17 protein-coding genes are annotated in these 21,270 nt (G+C 53.2%); 10 read left to right on the top strand and 7 right to left on the bottom strand.

All coding sequences use genetic code 11. The features are described from left to right. Nucleotides 1-78 precede the first annotated feature (78 nt). Nucleotides 79-2,064 (bottom strand): BCCT family transporter, encoded by a 1,986-nt coding sequence (locus J4E05_RS07275; protein WP_349593822.1) that lies wholly within the window; start codon nucleotides 2,062-2,064, stop codon nucleotides 79-81. A 733-nt stretch (nucleotides 2,065-2,797) separates the two neighbouring features. Between J4E05_RS07275 and J4E05_RS07270 the strand changes: the two genes are divergently transcribed. Continuing rightward, entirely contained in the window at nucleotides 2,798-4,804 is a 2,007-nt protein-coding gene (locus tag J4E05_RS07270) for a methyl-accepting chemotaxis protein (protein ID WP_349593820.1), read from the top strand. A 322-nt stretch (nucleotides 4,805-5,126) separates the two neighbouring features. Then, nucleotides 5,127-7,085: a methyl-accepting chemotaxis protein gene (locus J4E05_RS07265; protein ID WP_349593818.1), complete on the top strand. Its 1,959-nt coding sequence runs from the start codon at nucleotides 5,127-5,129 to the stop codon at nucleotides 7,083-7,085. Nucleotides 7,086-7,322: 237 nt separating this feature from the next. On the opposite strand, the gene J4E05_RS07260 is transcribed toward J4E05_RS07265, so the two are convergent. Further along, nucleotides 7,323-8,672, bottom strand: coding sequence for a TldD/PmbA family protein (locus J4E05_RS07260; protein WP_085592539.1), 1,350 nt, complete (start codon nucleotides 8,670-8,672; stop codon nucleotides 7,323-7,325). 143 nt (nucleotides 8,673-8,815) lie between these two features. On the opposite strand from J4E05_RS07260, the gene J4E05_RS07255 reads away from it, so the two are divergent. Both J4E05_RS07255 and J4E05_RS07250 read left to right on the top strand, forming a co-directional pair. Continuing rightward, nucleotides 8,816-9,562 (top strand): 2OG-Fe(II) oxygenase, encoded by a 747-nt coding sequence (locus J4E05_RS07255; RefSeq protein WP_349593816.1) that lies wholly within the window; start codon nucleotides 8,816-8,818, stop codon nucleotides 9,560-9,562. A gap of 184 nt (nucleotides 9,563-9,746) precedes the next feature. Continuing rightward, a complete protein-coding gene (locus J4E05_RS07250; protein ID WP_349593813.1) occupies nucleotides 9,747-10,463 on the top strand; it encodes a hypothetical protein in 717 nt (238 codons plus the stop codon). A gap of 185 nt (nucleotides 10,464-10,648) precedes the next feature. Here J4E05_RS07250 and J4E05_RS07245 read toward each other — a convergent pair whose 3' ends face one another. Further along, nucleotides 10,649-12,172, bottom strand: coding sequence for a UbiD family decarboxylase (locus J4E05_RS07245; protein WP_349593810.1), 1,524 nt, complete (start codon nucleotides 12,170-12,172; stop codon nucleotides 10,649-10,651). Nucleotides 12,173-12,411: 239 nt separating this feature from the next. Beyond that, the gene (locus tag J4E05_RS07240; protein WP_349593807.1) at nucleotides 12,412-12,882 is read right to left on the bottom strand and encodes a hypothetical protein; all 471 of its coding nucleotides are present in this window, start codon (nucleotides 12,880-12,882) and stop codon (nucleotides 12,412-12,414) included. Between the two features lie 244 nt (nucleotides 12,883-13,126). Between J4E05_RS07240 and J4E05_RS07235 the strand changes: the two genes are divergently transcribed. Further along, nucleotides 13,127-13,483, top strand: a complete 357-nt coding sequence (locus tag J4E05_RS07235) for a DUF4170 domain-containing protein (RefSeq protein WP_085592551.1) — start codon at nucleotides 13,127-13,129, stop codon at nucleotides 13,481-13,483. A 12-nt stretch (nucleotides 13,484-13,495) separates the two neighbouring features. Further along, nucleotides 13,496-14,269 (top strand): hypothetical protein, encoded by a 774-nt coding sequence (locus tag J4E05_RS07230; RefSeq protein WP_349593804.1) that lies wholly within the window; start codon nucleotides 13,496-13,498, stop codon nucleotides 14,267-14,269. A 13-nt stretch (nucleotides 14,270-14,282) separates the two neighbouring features. Here J4E05_RS07230 and J4E05_RS07225 read toward each other — a convergent pair whose 3' ends face one another. After that, the gene (locus J4E05_RS07225) at nucleotides 14,283-15,263 is read right to left on the bottom strand and encodes a LysR substrate-binding domain-containing protein (protein WP_349593802.1); all 981 of its coding nucleotides are present in this window, start codon (nucleotides 15,261-15,263) and stop codon (nucleotides 14,283-14,285) included. A 172-nt stretch (nucleotides 15,264-15,435) separates the two neighbouring features. Here J4E05_RS07225 and J4E05_RS07220 point away from each other — a divergent pair, with 172 nt between their 5' ends. After that, the gene (locus J4E05_RS07220; RefSeq protein ID WP_349593799.1) at nucleotides 15,436-16,779 is read left to right on the top strand and encodes an MFS transporter; all 1,344 of its coding nucleotides are present in this window, start codon (nucleotides 15,436-15,438) and stop codon (nucleotides 16,777-16,779) included. A gap of 68 nt (nucleotides 16,780-16,847) precedes the next feature. On the opposite strand, the gene J4E05_RS07215 is transcribed toward J4E05_RS07220, so the two are convergent. After that, nucleotides 16,848-17,555, bottom strand: coding sequence for a class I SAM-dependent methyltransferase (locus J4E05_RS07215; protein ID WP_085592559.1), 708 nt, complete (start codon nucleotides 17,553-17,555; stop codon nucleotides 16,848-16,850). Nucleotides 17,556-17,656: 101 nt separating this feature from the next. Continuing rightward, nucleotides 17,657-18,601: a 4-hydroxybenzoate octaprenyltransferase gene (gene ubiA / locus J4E05_RS07210; protein WP_349593796.1), complete on the bottom strand. Its 945-nt coding sequence runs from the start codon at nucleotides 18,599-18,601 to the stop codon at nucleotides 17,657-17,659. Nucleotides 18,602-18,680: 79 nt separating this feature from the next. On the opposite strand from ubiA, the gene J4E05_RS07205 reads away from it, so the two are divergent. The 3 genes from J4E05_RS07205 (at nucleotide 18,681) to J4E05_RS07195 (ending at nucleotide 21,265) form a co-directional block, all read left to right on the top strand. Then, nucleotides 18,681-19,481 (top strand): 16S rRNA (uracil(1498)-N(3))-methyltransferase, encoded by an 801-nt coding sequence (locus tag J4E05_RS07205; protein WP_349593794.1) that lies wholly within the window; start codon nucleotides 18,681-18,683, stop codon nucleotides 19,479-19,481. Nucleotides 19,482-19,492: 11 nt separating this feature from the next. Continuing rightward, a complete protein-coding gene (locus J4E05_RS07200) occupies nucleotides 19,493-20,863 on the top strand; it encodes a glutamate--cysteine ligase (protein WP_349593791.1) in 1,371 nt (456 codons plus the stop codon). A 105-nt stretch (nucleotides 20,864-20,968) separates the two neighbouring features. Next, nucleotides 20,969-21,265: a chorismate mutase gene (locus J4E05_RS07195; RefSeq protein ID WP_085592567.1), complete on the top strand. Its 297-nt coding sequence runs from the start codon at nucleotides 20,969-20,971 to the stop codon at nucleotides 21,263-21,265. Nucleotides 21,266-21,270 lie beyond the last annotated feature (5 nt).

The following is a 21,270-nucleotide window of genomic DNA, read 5'->3' as shown; positions in this document are numbered from 1 at the left end:
AGGCTATACGACATCTCTGTTATTGCTGGCGGGGTAAAACCCGGCATCCTTCAGATATGGATGCCGGGTTTTCAGATGTTATGCTGTTGCAGACGAATGCAGGAAATGCCGGTGTTTTTCGTAATGGTTCAACACATCGGCGATAACCTGTTCCTTGTTGTAACCAAACACGTCGTAATCCTGCCCGCCATCAAGCAGGAAGACCTCGGCGCGATAGTATTTGTTTGTTTTTGCCGGCGATTTGCTTTCAGGAAAGGCGAAATCGGGCAGTGAATAACTGCGCAAACGTACGCCATAGACAAAATCCTGAACATCGCCATGGGATATTTCCAGCCGAACTTCCATGTCATCATGGCTAACATTTACGTTCAGGTCCGACCCGCGCAATTCCATGGCAACGGCATCAAGGGCGGGAATGGCTGTTTCACCCAGGAATGTTTTGCATCTGTCCAGCCGCGGGTAACTGACAATGGTTTGTAACCGGGTTTTCCACGGCACATGCGCGCCATGCACCGATGTTACCGGTGCCAGTCCCATGCTGTATTTCTTCAGCTTTTCCAGCCTTAGCCCTTTTAGCAGGCCATAACAGACAAACAACATGACAATGGAAAAGGGCAGTGCTGCAGTAAGCGATGCGGTTTGCAAGGCATTCAGCCCCCCCATCACCAGCAGCACAGCGGCAACAACACCCTCGGTAACGGCCCAGAAAACCCGCTGCCAAACTGGCGGGTCTTCCTGACCACCCGATGTAATGATGTCAATCACCAATGAACCTGAATCCGATGATGTGACAAAGAAGGTCACCACCAGAATGGTTGCCAGCAGGGATGAAACACTGGCGAACGGAAAGTTTTCGAGGAATTTGAACAGGGCTGTTGAAATATCGGCACCGACGGCGTCGGAAATGGCCCCGGCCGCAGGCCCCATATCAAGCCACATCGCGGCATTACCAAAAAACGTTAGCCAGATAAAGGTAAAGCCAACCGGTACAAACAGCACGCCGATAACAAATTCACGAATGGTCCGGCCCCGTGAAACGCGGGCGATGAACATGCCCACAAACGGCGACCACGCAATCCACCAGGCCCAGTAAAACAGGGTCCAGCCGCCAATCCAGTCATTGGGTTCATAGGCAAACAGGTTAAAGGTTTTATTGACGACCTCGCTAAGATACAGGCCAACATTTTGGACAAGGGTTTGCAGCAGATAAACTGTCGGGCCAACCAGCAACACAAACAGCAACAGGGCCAGCGCCAAAAACAGATTCAGTTCAGACAGGCGTTTGATCCCGCTATCCAGGCCCGCAACCACGGACATGGTTGCACAGCCGGTAATAACGGCAATCAGGATTAACTGGGTAATTTCGGATTGGGGAACATCAAACAGATAATGCAGCCCGGAATTAACCTGTAAAACCCCCAGCCCCAGGGAGGTTGCCACACCAAACATGGTGCCAAGAACGGCAAAAATATCAACCGTATGGCCAATCGGCCCGCGAATGCGTTCGCCGATCAACGGATACAGGGCTGAACGCACTGTTAACGGTAAATTATGCCGAAAACTGAAATAGGCCAGCGACATGCCCATAACGGCGTAAATCGCCCATGCATGAATGCCCCAGTGGAAAAATGTAATCGACATGGCTTCGCGGGCAGCATCCATGGTGCCACCATCGCCAATGGGCGGGTTGTCGTAATGTAATACCGGTTCGGCAACCCCGTAAAACATCAACCCGATGCCCATGCCAGCACTAAACAGCATGGCAAACCAGGATGTGTAACTGTAATCAGGTTCGGAATCATCGGGTCCCAGCTTGATTTCACCATAGGAGCTGACGGCCAGCCCCAACGAGAAAAACAAAAACACAGCAACGCTGAGCATATAGAACCAGCCAAAATTACCGGTTAACCATGACTGTACGTTGTCAAAGGTACCTTTGGCGGTTTCGGGCATAGTGATGGTGAATAAAACCACCAGAAAAATCAAAATCGCAGACCCGAAAAAAACAGGCGGGCATAGTTGCGATTTGGGTTTTTCAGCCACGTCGTTGTCGGACGATGACATTCAATTTTCTCCAAATATTCGGTTTTTCGACAGGCCCCGGCGGGGCCGACGCGGTTCGCCGTTCTTTGGGAATGGTTTCGCCTTTGATGCACGTTTGGCAGGGTGTTGCCGGTCGGGCATAGCGCCCGTTTTGCTGCCTCAACGTGTATCGAAACATCTCCCCTGCCACATGGACCCAACCGGCACGTTGCAACGGTTGCTCAAACGTTTTCAGGTTTGTGTCAGAGGCTCCCTTATTCCTGAACGCGAGCAATAACAGCTTTGTTCCATAACCATTAAGGGGTGTTCCGGGCGCGGTGCTATCAGGCTGGAAGGGGTTTTACGCGAGGTGGCGGTGCTTTTTTTTCAGGGGCAATCAGGGTAAATTTACAGTCCCAATATGGGGACTGTGCCGGGTTGCGAAACAGGATAGACATAAGACCGTCACCACAGCGAAAGTCACGCTGGCAGCGGGTTTTACCGTTAAAGAGAATTCGCCGGCAGCCGGCTGATATGTGCCGTGATCCTCCCTTATCCGTTTTTGTAAACCGGACAGGCATTCGGATATTTCCGGGCTTTGCCTCTGACTCGGCCGCACTTTATCCCCGTGAAGTGCGGTCTTTTTTTTGCGCGGGTTTTGACACTCCCTAAATGTGGATATTGCGAAACTATGCGTCTGTATAGATTGGCCAGGTGAATGGTGATTGCCTGCAACGGCGATATGCGGATAGCGGCAGAAACAACGAACAATCAAATGTCGAATTTAAAAATTCGCACCAAAATATTTATTGGCTTTGCCGTTGTCCTAGCCGTTCTTCTTTCGGCGCTGGCTTTTTCTGGCTACAGTTTTTTTACGGTTTCCCAGGACGTGAAAAAATATGCCCTAAGCGTTGAAGAGGCGACCCTGACCTCTCATATCGAGGCAAATTTTGTAAAACTGCGGCTACATGCCCGCGAGTTTGCCTATTCCGGTCGCGAAAAGGATGCCGAAGCCGTACGCAAGGCTGCCCGTGATTTGCAGCCTCTTATTGAGGCGGCCCGCGCGGTTTTTATCAACAAGGCTCACATCGATGCACTTGATACAATGGAGCGGGATCTGAACGCCTACCTGGAAAATTTTGACAGGGCGAAAGAACTTAGCGACGAATATCGATCTGTTATCCTTAAAAGGCTGGAGCCGAACGGCGAACGTATGATTGCCGACCTTGGTCATATTGTTGATCTGGCCAAAAACCGGGATGACACCGGTATGATGGACCAGGCTGCAAAAGCCCGGGAACACGCACTTCTGGCGCGCTTATATGCCAACATCCTGATCGGGCGCAAAGATGACAGCTTTGGGGAACGTGCTGCAAACGAGTTCGAAGCCCTGAGCAAAAGTTTTGATAAATTATCCGAACAGGGGATTGAGCAGGAGCAACAAAAGGCACTGGATGATTCCCGGCAGGTCTTTGACGAATATCGCAAGGCTTTTGACATTATACGCAGTGACGAACGCCAGATTGTTGAACTGATCGATGGCGATATGGCCAAAGCGGCCGAGGTTATTGTTTATAATGCCGAAGCTTTACTGGACGATTTTCAACGTATTGAACAAAATATTCGTCAATCAACCGAGACTACAATTAAGTCAACAATGACTGACATGCTGATCGCAGGCCTTGCGGGTCTTGTTGTTGGTGTGGTTCTTGCCCTGGTATTGGGGGTTCGGTTGTCTCAGCCGGTCATGCGGATTACCGAAACCATGCGCCGGCTGGCGAACAATGACTTCGACGTTGTCATTCCGGCGACCGACCAGAAAGATGAAATTGGCAGCATGGCGCGGTCGGTTGAGGTGTTTCGCCAAAATACATTACGGGCGCGAGAACTGGAAGAACAGGCGGTTGAACAGGAACGTCTGGCTGTTATCGAGCGCCGGGAAATGATGAACCGTACCGCTGAAAACTTTAATATCAGTGTAGGCGAAATTTTGCACATTGTTGCGGCCGCTTCGACCGAACTGCAAGCGACATCGGCCAGCATGGTTGGCCTGGTTGTCGAAGCTGGCAGTCAATCCAATACCGTTGTCGGTGCCACCGAGGAAGCCAGCAGCAATGTCAGTTCTGTTGCGGCGGCAACCGAACAACTGAATGCATCAATTGACGAAATTAACCGCCAGGTCAGCCTGTCTTCGAAGTTGATGCAGACAGCGGTTGACCAGGCATCGTCAACGCAGAAGACAATGGAAGAATTGTCCAACGCGGCCAATGGTATTGCATCTGTTCTGGAGCTGATTACCGAAATTGCCGAACAAACAAATCTTTTGGCGCTAAATGCCACAATTGAAGCCGCACGTGCAGGCGAGGCCGGTAAGGGATTTGCGGTTGTTGCAAGCGAAGTCAAGGCATTGGCTGTTCAGACAACCAAGGCGACACAGGAAATTTCCGATCAGATTGTGAACGTTCAGAAACGAACCGGTGATGCTGTCAGCATGGTCAGTATTGTACGCAAATCAGTCGCAGAGATGGATGGAATTTCGTCAAATATTGCCGCAGCGATCGAGGAACAGAATGTTGCCACCCGTGAGATCGCTTATAACATCAGCCAGGCTGCGGAAGGCACCAGGGTTGTTAGTGAAAATATCGGCAATGTTAATTCCACGGTAAACGAAGTCGGTGCGGCATCCGAAGCGGTTCAGGCGGCAACCGAAAGCCTGTCAAAGAACTTTGTGGTTCTGCGACAGGCAACCGACAAATTTGTTTCCGTCATCCAGGCAGCATAGGGATTGAACCCGGGTTAAATATCTATTTCCGATTTTGTCTCCTGAACCTTGATCCAGCTGCGAAAGCAGCTGGATTTTTTTATGCGATCCATCCTCCTGGATAGGTGCGCTTCCTATCCTTATGCGCCAACCGGCATGTATTGAAATATAGGTTAGCGACGTCAAATATAACCTTTGATGGCAATTGTTCATACAAAAACGCCGTATTGGCGAAGCGGCGACGGGCTCGGTTGGGCCGCATTCGCGGTAAGTTTTCGGGGGAAAGCCTTATATGTTTGCGCATCTAAGAATCAGGACGAAAATCGTTCTCGGGTTTTCTGTTGTGTTACTGGTTTTGCTTGCTGCGCTGGTTTATTCCTATGCCAGCTTTGTTGTTGTGTCGCATGGCGTCGGAGAGTTTTCAGAGAAGGTTGATCAGGCGAGCTTAACCGCGCGCATTGAATCGCGATTTATCCGTTTGGGGCTGCATGCGCGGGAATTTGCCAATACCGCGAATGATGCCGATGCCGAGGCTGTTTTTCAACTGGCCGACGGAATTTTACCAATGCTGGAGCAGGCCCGGTCCCGCCTGACCGATCCTGAAGATCTTGCCCGTATTGCTCAGATGGAAGCTGATCTGGCGTCTTATATCAGTGATTTTTCCCGTGCCAGAGCGCTAAGCGATGAATATCACGGCCTGATCCTGGATAAAATGGAACCGGACGGTGAAAAAATTGTTGCCGAGCTTGGCCAGATTATTGCCGCAGCAATAGCCAGCGGGGACACTGCCACGATTACCGAAGCAGTAGCGGCGCGGGAACATGCGTTACTGGCAAGGCTATATGCCAATATCCTTATTGGTCGCCAGGATGACAGTTTTGGAGAACAGGCCGCCGCCGAATTTGCCAAACTTGAAAAATCGTTTGATGTTCTTGGAAAATCGGCAGGTGTGATCGGGCAAGACAAGGTGGTAGCAAGTGCTACCAGCCTGTTGGGCGATTACCGCAATGTATTTGAAGCCGTGCGCCATGACGAGGTGCAAATTGCATTGCTTGTTAATAATGATATGGCAAAGGCCACCCAGGCAATTGTTGAAAATGCCGAAAGCCTTTTGAGTCATCTGACTGCTGGCGAAGAGGCAATCCGCCAGTCGATGACAGCTGGTATTTCTTTGGCAGAAAAGGAAATTGTTGCGGCCTCGCTAATTGGTGTGATTTTAGGGTTCACGATTGCAATTATTTTGGGAACCCGCATTTCACAACCAATTATGGGCATTGCCGGGGTGATGCATCGATTATCTGATAATGACCTTGCCGTCGAGGTGCCGGCCCGCAACCGGTCGGATGAAATCGGGGAAATGTGCAATGCGGTTCAGGTTTTCAAGGAAGGTGCCATTCGCAATCACGAACTGGAAGCAGAGGCAAAGTTGCAGGAAACGCGCATGGCGGAACAACGCCGTGAGTTGATGCATCGTACTGCCGATGATTTTCAATCCAGTGTTGGCAAAATTGTCGAGGCAGTGGCCGCCGCATCGGTAGAATTGCAGGCCACTGCCAATTCAATGTCCTCTCTTGCTGAAGGTGCATCCCACCGGACGACAGCGGTTGCCTCGGCAACCGAGGAAGCCAGCAGCAATGTCAATTCGGTGGCTGCCGCAACCGAGCAGCTTAATATGGCGATTGGCGAAATTAACCGGCAGGTTACGCTATCGACCGATATGATGCGCAAGGCGGTGGATCAGGCGCAATCAACCTATGGCTCGATGCGTGAATTGATGGATGCAACCCAAAGCACTGACCAGGTTTTGAAAATTATTTCCGATATCGCCGAGCAAACCAACTTACTGGCCCTGAATGCAACCATTGAAGCCGCACGGGCGGGGGATGCCGGGCGCGGGTTTGCCGTTGTTGCAACCGAGGTGAAAAACCTGGCCGAACAAACCGCCAAAGCCATTGGCGATATTGGTAATCAGCTGGAAAATGTTCAGGCCCGAACCCGGCGTGCGGCGACCGATGTCGAAGATATTGGCAAAACCATTCATGATATGGACGGTATAGCAGCGGCAATTGCATCCGCGATCGAGGAACAAAGTGTGGCAACCAGGGAAATTGCCCACAATGTTGAACAGGCAGCATCGGGCACCTCTATTGTCAGTGCCAATATTACCGGGGTTAGCGAAGCTGTCAGTGAAACCGGGGCGGCTGCACAGCAGGTTTTGGGCGCGGCCAGTATGCTGTCGGAAAACTTCACCGAATTACGCGGGGCAACCGAACAGTTCATGACAACCATTCGCGCGGCATAGGTTTATTTCGGGGCAATAAAATGCCGTTCCGTGGTGGTGTTTGGGATTGGCGAGCAACGTTAGCTTTCGGGTGTTTCGTTGAAACGACGTTTGATCATCTCCCCGCACCCTTCAGTGATGCGGGGAGATTGTTATTACATCAGGCATCGTGGCTTGCACCATCAAGGTCGCAACCGTTTGGTCCGGGCCGATGAGTGGCCTTGTGGACCCGGGTTGACCCAATACGGCACAGGGGTGTTATTGCCCGGCGATTGTCAGGCCATCAATGCGCAGGGTCGGGGCGTTGGTGCCATATTTAAAGGTCAAATCACTGGCTGGCGTAACGGATTTGAACATTTCCTTCAAATTGCCCGCCACGGTAATTTCCGAAACCGGATAGGCCAGTTCGCCATTTTCAATCCAGTAGCCCGACGCGCCGCGTGAATAGTCGCCCGTAACGCCATTTACACTGCTGCCGATCATTTCGGTCACATAAAGGCCCTGTTTTACATCCTTGATCATGTCGGCCGGGCTGATGGTGCCCGGTTCCATGTAAAGGTTGGTGGTCGACGGGCCGGGCAGGCTGCCTGCCCCGCGTGATGCGTTCCCGGTTGATTTCAGGCCCAGCTGGCGGGCAGATCGCAAATCCATGATCCAGGTTTTCAAAACCCCGTTTTCAACCAGATTGCGCTTCATATTGGCAACCCCTTCGGCATCAAACGGTTTGGACCGCAGGCCGCGTTTACGATGTGGGTCATCAACAATGGTGATGTTGGGGCCGAAAATTTCCTTGTCCATCATGCTGATCAGGAAACTGGTACCGCGCGCAATGCCCGATCCGTTAATGGCACCGGCGAGATGCCCAACGATGGAGGCGGAAACCCGCGGGTCCATAATGATCGGCACCTGCATGCTTTTGATTTTGCGCGGGTTGAGGCGACGCAGGGTTTTTTCGGCGGCCATGCGGCCAATATCGGCCGGGTCGCGAAGGTCGGTTGAAAAAACCGCACTGTCATAATCATAATCGCGTTCCATTGCCGTGCCGGTCCCGGCCAGCACGGATACCGAAATGTGGCTGCCGCTGCCGGCATAGCTGTTGGCAAAGCCGTTGGTGGCGGCCAGTGTAATCTGGTGGCGGCCCCATCCGGCATCCGCCCCTTCGGAATTGGTAATGCCATCGACCGAGCGCGCGGCTTCTTCACACGCTGCCGCCCAGGATATCAGTTTATCCTGGTCTACTTCGCCCGGTTCGCACAATTCCAACCCGTCAATATCAAATGTTTCGGCCAGCTCTGACGGGTCGGCAATGCCGCAAAACGGGTCGTCCAAAGCATTTTTCGCCATGGCAACACAGCGTTCGACCAGTTCGTCAAGGGCGCTGTCGCTGGTATCTGACGATGAAACAACAGCCTGTTTCTTGCCAATCAGCACCCGCAACCCCAGATCGGCCCCTTCGGAGCGTTCCAGTTTTTCCAGTTTGCCCAACCGTTGAGCCACCGAAAGCGATGTGCCTTCGACATAAACGGCATCCGCGTCATCTGCGCCGGCCTTTTTCGCACGGGCCAACAGGTCATTGATGCGATCAAGCGTCATTTCAGTTTTGGGCATTGATATTCCTTTTCACACAAAGTGTCTTATCACCGTTATAGGTAGCCAAGTGCCAATGCGCAAAGGGGAACAGCCCAATTTGATGGTTTTGGGGAAAATTTCGCCTATAGTTTGAACTTGCTGCGACAAATGAGGGGATTGTTATGAAGGGCACCATTCTGGAAAATGCCGGCCGGGCCGAAATTCGCCAGGCACCGTTTCCGCATATGGTGATTGATAATGCCCTTGATCCGGTCCTGTTCGATGCGTTGCAGGCCAGTCGCCCAACCATGATGGACCAGCAAGCCGGGGCCAGCCGCAAAGGTAATGTGCGAATGCCCATATCGGCCCGTATGTTTCGCGATCTGGAATTTTATCCGTCCTGTTGGCGTGCCTTTACCGCCCGACATGTTCAGTCGGGTATTTATTTTGCCATTCGCACCCTGTTTGGCAATTCATGGCCCGAAAACCAGCCGCAATTATCGCCTGCTGATGCCCGGTTTGGCCTGATGGAGGCAGACGATTTTGAGCATTACGATGTTTTGTGTGATGCGCGGCTGGAACTGATCAGCCCCGGCAAAGTATATGGCAGCCATCGCCGCGCCCATCTTGATGCACCAAACCGGTTGTTTTCGGCATTGTTGTATTTTCGCGATGCGGTTGATGACACAAAAGGCGGCGGGCTGGATTTGTTTGCCTGGAAAAACGGCCCGACGGATAATGCCGGCACAACCTTCGAGATAGACGAAAATGCCGTCGAATGCCGGGTTAATGTGCCCTACCGGGCCAACCAATTGGTTATTTTCCCCAATAGCATCCATGCCCTGCATGGATCAGAGCCACGTGATGCAGGGCCGCATGAACGGGCCTATGTGTTTATTACTGCTGAAATGCGTGATGACTGGATGTAACCGTGGTACGTCATAATCAAAATTGGTCATGTTCTGAATAATTTTATTCTGTAACTTTAGCGCATCTGTAAATTTTAATCTTGCCCTGCCATAGTGGCGCGAACATTTACGCGCCTGCCTTTAAATGCGTCTGACGTGATTGGCAGTGTACTTTCAAAACCGGGCACGCCTGACGGAGACAACAATGCCGAAACTTGCCACCTGTTATATTCTTTATGGCCTGACCGGTCTTGTTGCTGCCACCCAGATTTCCCAGGCTCAGGCGGGAACTGCAGGAACTGCGGGAAATGCTCAACCCGGGCACGTCGTGAACAAACCGGGGATTGCGGGGGAAACGGCGTCATCTGGTAAGATGTCGACGGCAACGGACACAAAAAGTATCGCGCAGGGAACGGCAAATGCCGCCATTAGCGCACCTGCGGATAAACAGACAAACCACGATGACCAGGCAGGCCCGGTAACCGACAATGACCTGTATCGCGAGATGCGTATGCAGGCCGGTCAATATGCCGCCCGCAACATGCATCAAATTCTGGTCGGGGATTTTACCTGTGATGGCCAAATTGACCGCATTGCCGGCTGGGTTGACCGCGATAATCCCGAAGGGCCGTTTTTTGATGTGTTATTTGTGACGCGCGATGGCGGAAAGCTAAGCTCGGAAATGAAGCTGATTCCCTTTGCACAAGATAAACAGTTTGCCTTGTGTGTGGCCGATGATACCGCCCCGCCCCCCATGAGCTGGCAACAGGTTGAACCTGATTATGTGCGTGATGTTGTGGGCAATGCCAATTTATGCACCACTGCTGTCCGGGTTGAGGATTTTATTTGTGATGCGCCCCAGTTTTACTGGAACAAAAAAGCCGATGAAAACGGCGATCACTGGGTATTTTATCGTAATTAGAAAAGCCCAGTGATTGTTCTTTGTCAGGCTGGTAGCCGATTTCTGATTTTTGGCTTTACGACGTGATTATCGCTGTCAGGAATTTATGTGTAACGATTTTGCCAAAGCAGACGTGACACACAGATGTGCCAGGCCAGATACAAAAACGGGCCGTTCATTTGAAGCGGCCCGTTTTATGCGGTTTGTTATTTCCAGATTTTGGTGCCACTGCCCGGCAGGCCATAGCGTTCCCATTTTTCATCAACGCGGTCGATGATGTCATCGGGCATATATAGTTTTTCGCCCCATTCGCGGTGGGTTTCCGGGGGCAGTTTATTGGTGGCATCCATGCCCAGTTTGCCGCCCAGCCCGCTTTCGGGTGATGCGAAATCCAGATAATCAATCGGGGTGTCGGTGATGGTGGTAATGTCGCGCACCGGGTCCATGCGGGTGGATATTGCCCACATCACGTCTTTCCAGTCGCGCACATTAATGTCGTCATCCACCACAATCACGAATTTGGTGTACATAAATTGCCGCAGGAACGACCACACCCCCATCATTACGCGCTTGGCATGGCCGGGATAGGCCTTTTTCATTGACACCACGGCAATGCGATAGCTGCAACCTTCGGGCGGCAGCCAGAAATCGACGATTTCGGTAAATTGCTGTTGTAACAATGGCACAAAAACGTCGTTTAATGCTTCGCCCAGAACCGATGGTTCATCTGGCGGGCGGCCGGTGAAGGTTGACAGGTAAATCGGCTTTTTGCGCATGGTGATGGCGGTAATGGTGAAAACCGGGAAGTTTTCGACCGAATTATAATAACCGGTATGGTCGCCATAGGGGCCTTCGGGCGCGTATTCATCAAGGGATACATGGCCTTCCAGCACAATCTCGGCGGTGGCGGGCACCTTAAGCGGGATGGTTTTGCAATCAACCAGTTCTACCTTTTCCCCGCGCAAAAGCCCGGCAAACTGATATTCCGATAAGGTATCGGGCACGGGGGTAACTGCGGCCAGAATGGTGCCAGGGTCAGCGCCCAGCACAACAGCGCATGGCAGCGGATCGCGTTTGATGTTTTTCCAGCGGGCATGGTGCTGTGCCCCGCCACGATGCTTGAGCCAGCGCATAATCGCCTTGTCCTTGCCCAGCACCTGCATGCGATAAATGCCCAGATTGAACACATCGCGTTTGTCGCCACCTTTTTCGCCCACAGACGGGCCTTGGGTCACCACCAGCGGCCACGTGATCAGCGGGGCAGGTTCGCCGGGCCAGCAGCCCTGAATGGGCAGTTTGCCAAGGTCGATGTCATCGCCGGTCAGCACAATTTCCTGACAGGGGGCCTTCGATACCGTTTTGGGCTTCATCGCCATCACGGTTTTGGCCAGCGGTAGCATCGAAAAGGCTTCGCGCAAACTTCCCGGGGGTTCGGGCTGTTTTAAAAAGGCCAGTGTTTCGCCCACTTCGCGCAGTTCTTCGGGCTTGCGGTTCATTCCGGCGGCAACACGTTCAACGGTGCCAAACAGGTTTACCAGAACCGGCATGTCATATTTATGGCCATCTTCGCCGACGACATTTTCAAATATCACCGCCGGGCCGCCTTCGGCCAGCAAGCGGGTTTGAATTTCGGTCATCTCCAGATGGGGCGAAACCGGCTCGCTAACACGTATCAGCTGGCCTTTTTTTTCCAGGTCGTCAATGAAGTCGCGCAAAGACTGATAGGGCATGGCACCGCAATCTTGTGGGGCGGGCAGATGTGGCTGACCGCATTAAAAACATGGTCACAGGTGGTAATACGCCATGGGGGACTTGTCCAGTATGTGGCGCGCCGAGGGCGACACCCGGTGACGGCAAATGCCGCTAAGATCGGGCCGGGATTAGCAAATTAAAGACAAAAAACCCGTGCAAACACAAGGTTTGCACGGGACGCATCATGTTGAAATGGCCGTGTAACGGCCCAACGCTGTTATGATTGTGTCATATAGTGAATTTCACCATCATTATCGATTGTGGCGATCTGGCCTGCTTTGGTAAATATCGTGGCGCACTCGTCTTCCTCACTGCTATCCCACAGGCACAGATATTTGCTTTGTTCGACCGTCCACAGGCGTTTTTTCATCCCGCGGTCGCCGTCATCGTCAGACCAGGTCATGGAGGCGACACCATTTTCAAAATAGGTCACATTGACATTGGCGTCCTTGTCGCCATCGCGGTACGAAAATGTATGATTGGTAATCGCAGAAACCAGCGACGTTCCGGTTAAGGGCTGATAACCCTGATTAACCAATACGGTACCTGCTTCGGTCATGTCGTTGCTATCAACATCGATATCGGTGCTGTTAACCGTGGTGGTTGATCCACAGGCAGACAGGGCCAAAGCCGCGCCCAGTGAAATCATGCCGGCCATACCGATGTTTTTAATCTTGCTTGCTCGCATTGTTGTTCTCCTTGTTCTGTTTTGAAACAAGTTTGGGCGCGGGCGGTTGCCCAAATGCGCCGTGAAAAGCAGGTTTGCCGCCAAAACTGGCAATTAAACGACGGTCATGCGTCCGTTGCATGGCAATATTATTGAAATTGTCGGTTTTGGTTCTTATGTCGATTGGATATACAGTGGGCAGAATCGGTCGCATTGCCCACAGATGCGGCATTTCCACTTCACCAAGAAAACGAGGGACGCACAGATGGCCAATTACTGGGTTATCGGGGGCACCTATCAGGATACCGGTTTTGAAGCGCCCGTTGGCGAAGAAACCAAAGTAGGCCCGTTCGGCACCTTTGAAGATGCCGAAAAAGAATGGTCAAAACTGGCCTGGCAGTCGGTCGACGATGCCAATTCACGTTACCGCATTGAACGCCTGGACGAATACTGGGTTGTTGGTGGCGAATATGAAGACACCGAATTTGAAAAGCCGGTTGGCGGTTCGGAAGAACGCCATGGCCCCTTCGCCAGCTTCGAGCAGGCCGAAAAGGAATGGTCAAAGCTGGCATGGCAGAATGTTGATAACTGCAATTGCCGTTACCGGGTCGTCGAAAACTGATTGATCCCGTCGATGTTTGCCCGTTCTGACACCGTCCTGATTGCGGACGCCGATTTGCGTTTGCAGGTCGAACAGCATCCGCGCGCGCAGGACCTCCTGCGCGCGCTTTTATATCCTTATGCTGCCCCGGATTATGATTTTATCTTGCGCGCTGGCACCGTAACCCGGTTTGCCACCGATGCCGATGCCGATGCCGATGCAGGCGCTGACATTGAAAGACTGTTATATGGCCGGGTGCCGGTTTTGGCCGCCGGGTCCAACCGGTCGCCGCTGCAACTGGCGCGCAAATATGCCAAACCCTTTGAGGGGGGCGATATACCGGTAACGCAGGGCTGGATGCACGACCACGACATTGTGTATTGCGCCCATTTAACCGGCTATGGCGCGGTGCCTGCCACCATAACGTCGTGCGCGGGGGCAACAGTCCGTGTGGCAATTAACTGGCTGAACCCGGACCAGCTTTCGCATATGCACGCCACTGAATCGCTGGGAAAACATTACGACTATGTGCAAATCCCGGCGGCGGGCCTTACCCTTGATTGCGGGCAGGCTGTTTCACGCGTTGGTGCCTATGTGGCGCGGTACGGGTGCGAATTTTCACCGGGCGATGTGTTTGCCATTGCCGACATTGCAGCACAAAACCGGCGTTTTCCGGCGCGCAACCAGTGGCAAATGCTGCAATATGTTGCCAGGCGCGCCGGGCATGTGCCGCATCCCGATTTTATCATCCGCCTGATCGAAGACCCGGAATTTCGCTTTGCCCAAAATGGTTTGCGCACGCCCTGACCTGTTCGGTGTTTCAACGTAACCCATCGTCAGAGGTATCGGAGCTGACCGGGGTGGCGGAACTGTTGAAATAGGGGTCTTCGCTGGCAAAAGTTCCCATAAACCAGTCGCGAAACAGGCGTACCGGCTCGTTGGCGCGGCTGCCATAGGGGGCGGTTAGAAAATACCCCGATGCAGATAGCAAACTTTGTGAAAACGGCGCGATCAGGCGACCAGCGGCGATGTCTGCGTCGATCAATGGGGTGCGGCCCATCACCATGCCAACGCCGTGAATGGCAAGCTCAAAGCAGGAATACAATAAATCGCAGGTAATTTCGTTGTCAAAGCCAAGGCCGGGCACGCCTGCTGTTTCCAGCCACAAGGGCCAGTCATCGCGCAGTAATAACGGGGTTGTGGTGCGAATGACCCGATGGCGCGAAAGTTCAGCCGGGTCAAGCGGTGGCTGCCTGTTGCCAATCAGGGTCGGGCTGCAAACCGGAAAAATCCGTTCAGTACTGATTTTATAGGCGTCATGGCCGGGAAAAGTTCCCAGCCCATAGCGGACAATCAGGCTTAGATCCTTGAAATCCCCGGTGCCATCGCGGTCGCTAACCCGGTAGGGGTCAAGGGTGAGCATCCGAACATCAATATCGGGATGCAGGGCAATAAATTCGCCAATGCGCGGGGCCAGGCATTTAAGCAAAAAGGTGCCAGGCGCCCCGATCCGAAGCACATTGTCGCGCTTGCCGCTGGCAAGGCGGTCGGTGGCATGGGAAATGCCCACCACCAACGGGCGAATATCGGCCAGATAATCCTCGCCCTGTGGCGTGAGGCTAATGGTGCGGCCGGTCCTTAAAAAAAGCCCGGTGCCCAGCAGTTCTTCAAGTTTGCGGATCTGATGGCTGATTGCCGTCTGTGTAAGGTTCAGTTCAATCGCGGCCCGGCTGAAGCTGCGATGTCGGGCAACGGCTTCGGCGGCACGCAGGCAGGCAATTGATGGCAAGCGGCTAACCATGCGCAACCTCGCTGTAGTGACAGGCATAAGTATGAAAATTTGTCATATTTAGCGTTACGAAATTTCATTTGTACAGCCCGAAATATAACCTATCAAGGTCAGTAATATTAAGAGAAATAGTGCATGCAAGGCGCAAATCTACAAAATCGCAAATGCGAGAATGAAAGGGAGGATGATGAATTTTCAGGAAAGAGAGGGTCAAGCGCCGGATGCTTCAGGGGTAAATTCGCCCTGGTATCGCGGCCTGACCAAACAGCACTGGCGGACCCTGTGGGGCAGTTATCTAGGCTGGATTTTTGATGGTTTCGAGGCCTTTGCCCTTGTGCTGTCATTGCCGTTTGCCATGAAAAGCCTGCTGACCCCGGAACAGGCCCAAACACCATCTTTTTATGCCGGTCTGGCGATTGGCATTACCCTGTTGGGCTGGGGCATTGGCGGCCTGATTGGCGGTGTGTTAAGCGATTATATCGGTCGCAAGCGCATGATGATGTTTTCGATTTTCTTTTATGCGCTGTTTACCGGCCTGACGGCTTTTAGCACCAGTTTCGCCACCCTTGCATTGTTGCGGTTTGTCACCGGGCTTGCAATTGGCAGCGAATGGAGCACGGGCATTGCCCTGGTTTCGGAAACATGGCCGGATAAAGCCCGCCCCAAGGGCTGCGGGTTTTTGCAGTCAGGTTTTGGGGGCGGTGCGTTGCTTGCCGCAGTGGTCTGGTATTTTCTGTCGCATTATCAGCCGTTGGGTGCTGAAAGCTGGCGTCTGATTTTTGCCGTTGGCGCATTGCCGGCTTTTTGCGTGCTGTATTTACGTCGCGCGCTTGATGAGTCTGAAAAATGGGCCAGTGCGGTCAAGGCGCAGCGCCAGGCCGAAAAGGAAGGCAAGGGGGCACGGCCGTTTACCCTGGCCGAAATTTTCCGCAATGCCGAAAGTCGCCGCCTGGTGATTTTAACCACGATCCTGTCATTTGTAACGACAGTTGGCTGGTGGGCTGTTTCAAGCTGGATGCCGGGCTATACCGAACAACTGGCCCATTTGCACGGCGAACCGGCCGGGGTGTGGGCGCCGCGCATGTCGTTGATATACAATATTGGTGCTATTTGTGCCTATGTCGCGTCGGGTTTTGTTGCCGATGCTTTGGGGCGGCGTTTGTACCTGTTTTTAACTTTTGCCGGGTCGCTGGGTTTTTCCATTCTGACCTATACATGGCAGGGCGACCTTGAAACCTTTATGGTGATCGCGTTTTTCAACGGTGTTTTCACCCTTGGTTTTGCCTTTAGCTGGATGGCGATTTATCTGGTCGAACTGTTTAGCTCGGTGGTGCGTGCCACGGCAGCAGGTTTTATTTTCAACGCGGCCCGGCTGGTCGCCTGGATATTCCCGATTATTGCAGGCGTGATGGTTTCTACCATGGGCGGTCTTTCCCATGCGGCCCTGATCATGGGCAGTGTTTACGTCATTGGCCTGATTGTGCCGTGGTTCCTGCCTGAAACCAAAGGCAAGCCGTTACCGGAATAAATAGCGGTTGGCGCAGTATAAAAATCCCCGATTGCCAGTGTGGTGATCGGGGATTTTTTATGGGAAATCTAGCGGGTGCGATCAGGTAATAATTGCCATACACGGGTGAATTTTGTGTCGGTATCCTCTACCGCGACATCAACCGGCACGTCATAGGTTTCAAGTTCGTCGATATTGCGCGTCGGGGCATAGGTGCGGCCCGGATCGGCCAGAATAACCCGGGTGCCCAAAAGGGCCTCGGCCATCAGCCATTGCAATACCGCATCGGCCATATCCTGCTGATAACAAACATCCCCGGCAAAAATCACATCCCAGCGTTTTTCAGGGCTGCTTGTGCCCACCAGATTGTCGGTCAGGGTGACAAAATCGACATTATTGCGCGCGGCATTTAACCGGGTGGCGGTAATGGCGACCGGGTCAATATCGTTGGCAACCACGTCGGCAGCGCCCATCATGACGCACGCAATGGCCTGCATGCCGCCACCACAGGCAAAATCCAGCACCCGTTTGCCCCGTACCAGGTCGGGATTATCCAGTATGTATCGGGTAATCGCCTGCCCACCGGGCCAGGCAAAGGCCCAATAGGGCGGGGGAATGTCCAGCACGCCCAAAATATCCTCGGTCGCTTGCCACAGCGGGGTGATATGGGTTGCCAGGTACATTTCAATTTCGGGCGTTAACGGCACGCGGGCAGGGACGGTAAAGGTCGCAATCAGATCGGCAAATTGCGGGTCGTCAACCTGGGGGACCAGCGCATCGGCAAAGACATTTTCCATTGTGCGCGTTTTCCTGTGTTACCGCGATGAACCTGCGCCCAAGTACGTGTTTTGGGGGTGGCATGCAACAGCCGTGATGGATATGGGCCCGGTGCGGGGCGTTAAAATGCCCCGCTATGACCAACTATATTGGCAATGATAATGCTGGCTGTAACCAGCAAGGCAAAATCGCGGTTCGATTTAAACCGTTTCAGGCAATTGGCCGCATCATCAATATTAACCGTGCGCACCTGCCACACCAGATGCAGGCAGGAAAGGGCCAGCAGGGGGAAATAAACCCAGTGTAGCCCGGCCAGCCCGCCCGATACTGCCAAAAGGGCGGTGGTCACACAGTAAAACCCCAGGGCCCATTGCGGCGTGGCATCGCCCAGGCGCAGTGCCAGCGATTTAACGCCGATTTTAATATCGTCTTCTTTGTCCTGGTGGGCATAGATGGTGTCATAGCCCAGGGTCCAGAAAACACCTGCCACATACATGGCAACGGCGGCAGGGGCGATGGTGCCGGTGACAGCCGCCCAGCCGACAAACGCCCCCCAGTTAAAGGTCAGCCCCAAAAAGGCCTGCGGCCAATAGGTGATGCGTTTCATGAATGGATAGGTAAAGACCAGCGGCAGTGAACAAATGCCAACAATAATCGCCTCGATGCGAAACTGCACCAGCACGGCAAGCCCGATCAGCAGTAATAGCCCCAAAAAGGCAAAGGCCTGCCATATTTTAATTTGGCCCGATGGAATGGGGCGGGTGGCGGTGCGTTCTACCTTGCCATCATAATTGCGATCGGCCAGGTCATTAACCACACAACCCGCTCCACGCATGACCAGGGCCCCAATGGCAAACAACACAAACATTTTCCAGTCCGGCGCACCGTTCGATGCCATGGCGGTGGACCACCAGCAGGGCAGCAACACCAGCCATGTGCCAATGGGCCGGTCCATACGGGCCAGCTTCAGGTAAGGGCGCACAGGGACGGGCATGTATTTGTCAACCCAGCCATCGGCGGGCATATCGTTTTTCGTTTGATTTAACGGTTGGTTGACCTGTGCCATAATAACCCTGTTTAACGCTGGCAAGATTTTACATCTTGCAAAATGATCACAAACTTTCAATCCGCTTCGGGGACGATCGATGCATCAGGATACACCACGCGCCCGTCAAAGACTTTTCGTTGCCGATGCCATCACCGCCGGGGCGGAAATTGCACTGTCACCCGAACAGTCTCATTACCTTGAACATGTCATGCGCCTCAAGCCCGGAACGTCGGTAAAGATATTTAATGGCATGGATGGAGAATGGTTGGCGACCATTTCCGAGTTGCGCAAAAAGAAAGGCATGGTCAGCGTTGAAACCCGTTTGCGCGATCAGCAAAACAGCAACGGCCCGGCATTGGCCTTTGCGCCGATCAAAAAACAGCGGCTGGATTTTCTGATTGAAAAGTCGGTTGAACTTGGCGTGTCGCGGTTAATGCCGATCATTACCGCACACAGCATTACCGACAAGGTGCGACTGGATCGTTTGCAGGCCCAGGTGATCGAGGCTGCCGAGCAAAGCGAACGTCTGGATGTGCCAGAAATTGATCAGCCGGTAAAATTGTATGATTGGCTGGCAAACTGGCCCGAAAACAACCACTTGCTGTTTTGTGACGAGACAGGTTCGGGATCACCGATTGGTGATGTGCTGACAGAATCCTTGGCAAAAGCCGCTGGCTCGGCTATCGACAACAACAATGTTGTTAACCATACACTCGTGATTGGACCCGAAGGCGGCTTTGCGCCAGACGAAATTGACCGGATCAGAAAACAGTCCTTTGCCACGGCTGTCAGCCTTGGCCCGCGTATTTTGCGGGCTGAAACGGCGGCAATTGCGGCATTGGCGGTTTATCAGGACCGGATTGGCGACTGGTCGGCCCGCCCCGTTACGAGAGATTAAGGAAGACCCTTATGAGTGTCAGTGCCGCTACCGGGGACAGCCCGGAAATTGAAAGCCGGGCGCAGCTTGTTGAATGGTTCGAGTCCGGGTGCAAACCCAAACGCGACTGGGCCATTGGAACCGAGCATGAAAAATTCGCCTTCACCCGCGAAGATTTACGCCCCATCCCCTATGAAGGGGAACGCGGGGTCAAGGCCCTGCTTACCGCCCTTGCCGAACGGTTCGACTGGGACCCGATTTTGGAAAACGGCAATGTGATTGCCCTTTCCAAGGATAAATGTTCGGTGTCGCTGGAACCGGGCGGGCAGATCGAACTTTCCGGTGCGCCACTTAAAAACATTCACCAGACCTGTGGTGAAGTGCACCAGCATCTTCATGAAATTCGTGAAGTTTGTTCGGGGCTGGATATTGATATGCTTGGCGTTGGCCATCAGCCCAAATGGGCGCGCGATGATATTCCGTGGATGCCCAAGGGCCGCTACGACATCATGCGCAATTATATGCCCAAGGTCGGGTCGCTGGGCCTGGACATGATGCTGCGGACCTCGACCATCCAGGTCAATCTGGATTTCGACTCCGAAGCTGACATGGCGCACAAATTCAGAACCTCGCTGGCCCTGCAACCCGTGGCAACGGCCCTGTTTGCCGCATCGCCCTTTGTCGATGGCAAACCCAGCGGGTATCTTTCGGCGCGATCCCGCGTCTGGACCGATACCGACCCGGATCGTTGCGGCATGTTGCCGTTCGTGTTCGAAGACAGTTTCGGCTTTGAACGCTATACGGACTATATGCTTGATGTGCCGATGTATTTTGTCTATCGCGATGGCAAATATATTGATGCGTCGGGCAAATCCTTCCGCGATTTCATGGCAGGCAAACTTGATGTGCTGCCGGGTGAACGCCCAACCATGAATGACTGGTCGGACCATATGACCACGGCCTTCCCCGAAGTGCGCCTGAAAAAGTTTTTGGAAATGCGCGGTGCCGATGGCGGCCCATGGCGCCGTATTTGTGCATTGCCGGCGTTTTGGGTTGGTTTGCTGTATGACAGCGCCAGCCTTGATGCCGCCTGGAACCTGGTGAAAAATCTGAGCACCGAGGAACGCGAAGCCCTGCGCAATGATGTGCCCAAATTGGGGATGCAGACGCCGTTTAAAAATGGCACCATGCAGGATCTGGCGAAGGAAGTCCTGGCGATTTCCAAACAGGGCCTTAAAAACCGCGCCAAGCTGGACAGTTATGGCGACGATGAAAGCCATTTCATCGAAAGTCTGGAAGATGTGGCGCAAAGTGGCCGCACCCTTGCCGACGAGTTTTTGGACCTTTACGAAACCCGTTGGGAAGGATCGGTTGACCCGGTGTTTCGCGAGTACGCCTACTGATTGTCAAGGGCGTAAAAACGTGCAAGGGCGGTGGTAAATCCACCGCCCTTGTTGTATCAGGCAAGATATCAAACCTGATTGTCACTAAAAAAGGATGCCCAAGCGATGAAAGCTGTGCCGTGCGAAACCATGCAGGATGTTCGCGAAAATGTGGACCGTCTTGACCGGGTTTTGGTCGGATTGCTGGCCGAACGGCTGGGCTATATCGAACAGGCTGCGCGCATTAAACAATCGCGCGATGCTGTACGCGATGAAGCCCGCATCGAAGACGTGATCGCCAAGGTTAAGGCCCAGTGCAAAATCGACGGGTTAGATGAAAACATCGCCGAACGCCTGTGGCGCTTCATGATGGAAGATTATATCGCCCACGAATTTGTGAAGTGGGATGACCTGCGCAAATAGGCAGG

The sequence above is a fragment of the Thalassospira sp. NFXS8 genome (assembly GCF_040148805.1).
Taxonomy (GTDB): domain Bacteria; phylum Pseudomonadota; class Alphaproteobacteria; order Rhodospirillales; family Thalassospiraceae; genus Thalassospira.
Note: the sequence above shows the minus strand (reverse complement) of the source record. Positions and strands in the feature narration are given on the sequence as shown.

Bases quoted from the DNA above. Each gene is read 5' to 3' on its own strand.
- J4E05_RS07275 (WP_349593822.1), bottom strand. From the start codon at position 2,064: ATGTCATCGTCCGACAACGACGTGGCTGAAAAACCCAAATCGCAACTA.
- J4E05_RS07270 (WP_349593820.1), top strand. From the start codon at position 2,798: ATGTCGAATTTAAAAATTCGCACCAAAATATTTATTGGCTTTGCCGTT.
- J4E05_RS07260 (WP_085592539.1), bottom strand. From the start codon at position 8,672: ATGCCCAAAACTGAAATGACGCTTGATCGCATCAATGACCTGTTGGCC.
- J4E05_RS07255 (WP_349593816.1), top strand. From the start codon at position 8,816: ATGAAGGGCACCATTCTGGAAAATGCCGGCCGGGCCGAAATTCGCCAG.
- J4E05_RS07250 (WP_349593813.1), top strand. From the start codon at position 9,747: ATGCCGAAACTTGCCACCTGTTATATTCTTTATGGCCTGACCGGTCTT.
- J4E05_RS07245 (WP_349593810.1), bottom strand. From the start codon at position 12,172: ATGCCCTATCAGTCTTTGCGCGACTTCATTGACGACCTGGAAAAAAAA.
- J4E05_RS07240 (WP_349593807.1), bottom strand. From the start codon at position 12,882: ATGCGAGCAAGCAAGATTAAAAACATCGGTATGGCCGGCATGATTTCA.
- J4E05_RS07235 (WP_085592551.1), top strand. From the start codon at position 13,127: ATGGCCAATTACTGGGTTATCGGGGGCACCTATCAGGATACCGGTTTT.
- J4E05_RS07230 (WP_349593804.1), top strand. From the start codon at position 13,496: ATGTTTGCCCGTTCTGACACCGTCCTGATTGCGGACGCCGATTTGCGT.
- J4E05_RS07225 (WP_349593802.1), bottom strand. From the start codon at position 15,263: ATGGTTAGCCGCTTGCCATCAATTGCCTGCCTGCGTGCCGCCGAAGCC.
- J4E05_RS07220 (WP_349593799.1), top strand. From the start codon at position 15,436: ATGATGAATTTTCAGGAAAGAGAGGGTCAAGCGCCGGATGCTTCAGGG.
- J4E05_RS07215 (WP_085592559.1), bottom strand. From the start codon at position 17,555: ATGGAAAATGTCTTTGCCGATGCGCTGGTCCCCCAGGTTGACGACCCG.
- ubiA (WP_349593796.1), bottom strand. From the start codon at position 18,601: ATGGCACAGGTCAACCAACCGTTAAATCAAACGAAAAACGATATGCCC.
- J4E05_RS07205 (WP_349593794.1), top strand. From the start codon at position 18,681: ATGCATCAGGATACACCACGCGCCCGTCAAAGACTTTTCGTTGCCGAT.
- J4E05_RS07200 (WP_349593791.1), top strand. From the start codon at position 19,493: ATGAGTGTCAGTGCCGCTACCGGGGACAGCCCGGAAATTGAAAGCCGG.
- J4E05_RS07195 (WP_085592567.1), top strand. From the start codon at position 20,969: ATGAAAGCTGTGCCGTGCGAAACCATGCAGGATGTTCGCGAAAATGTG.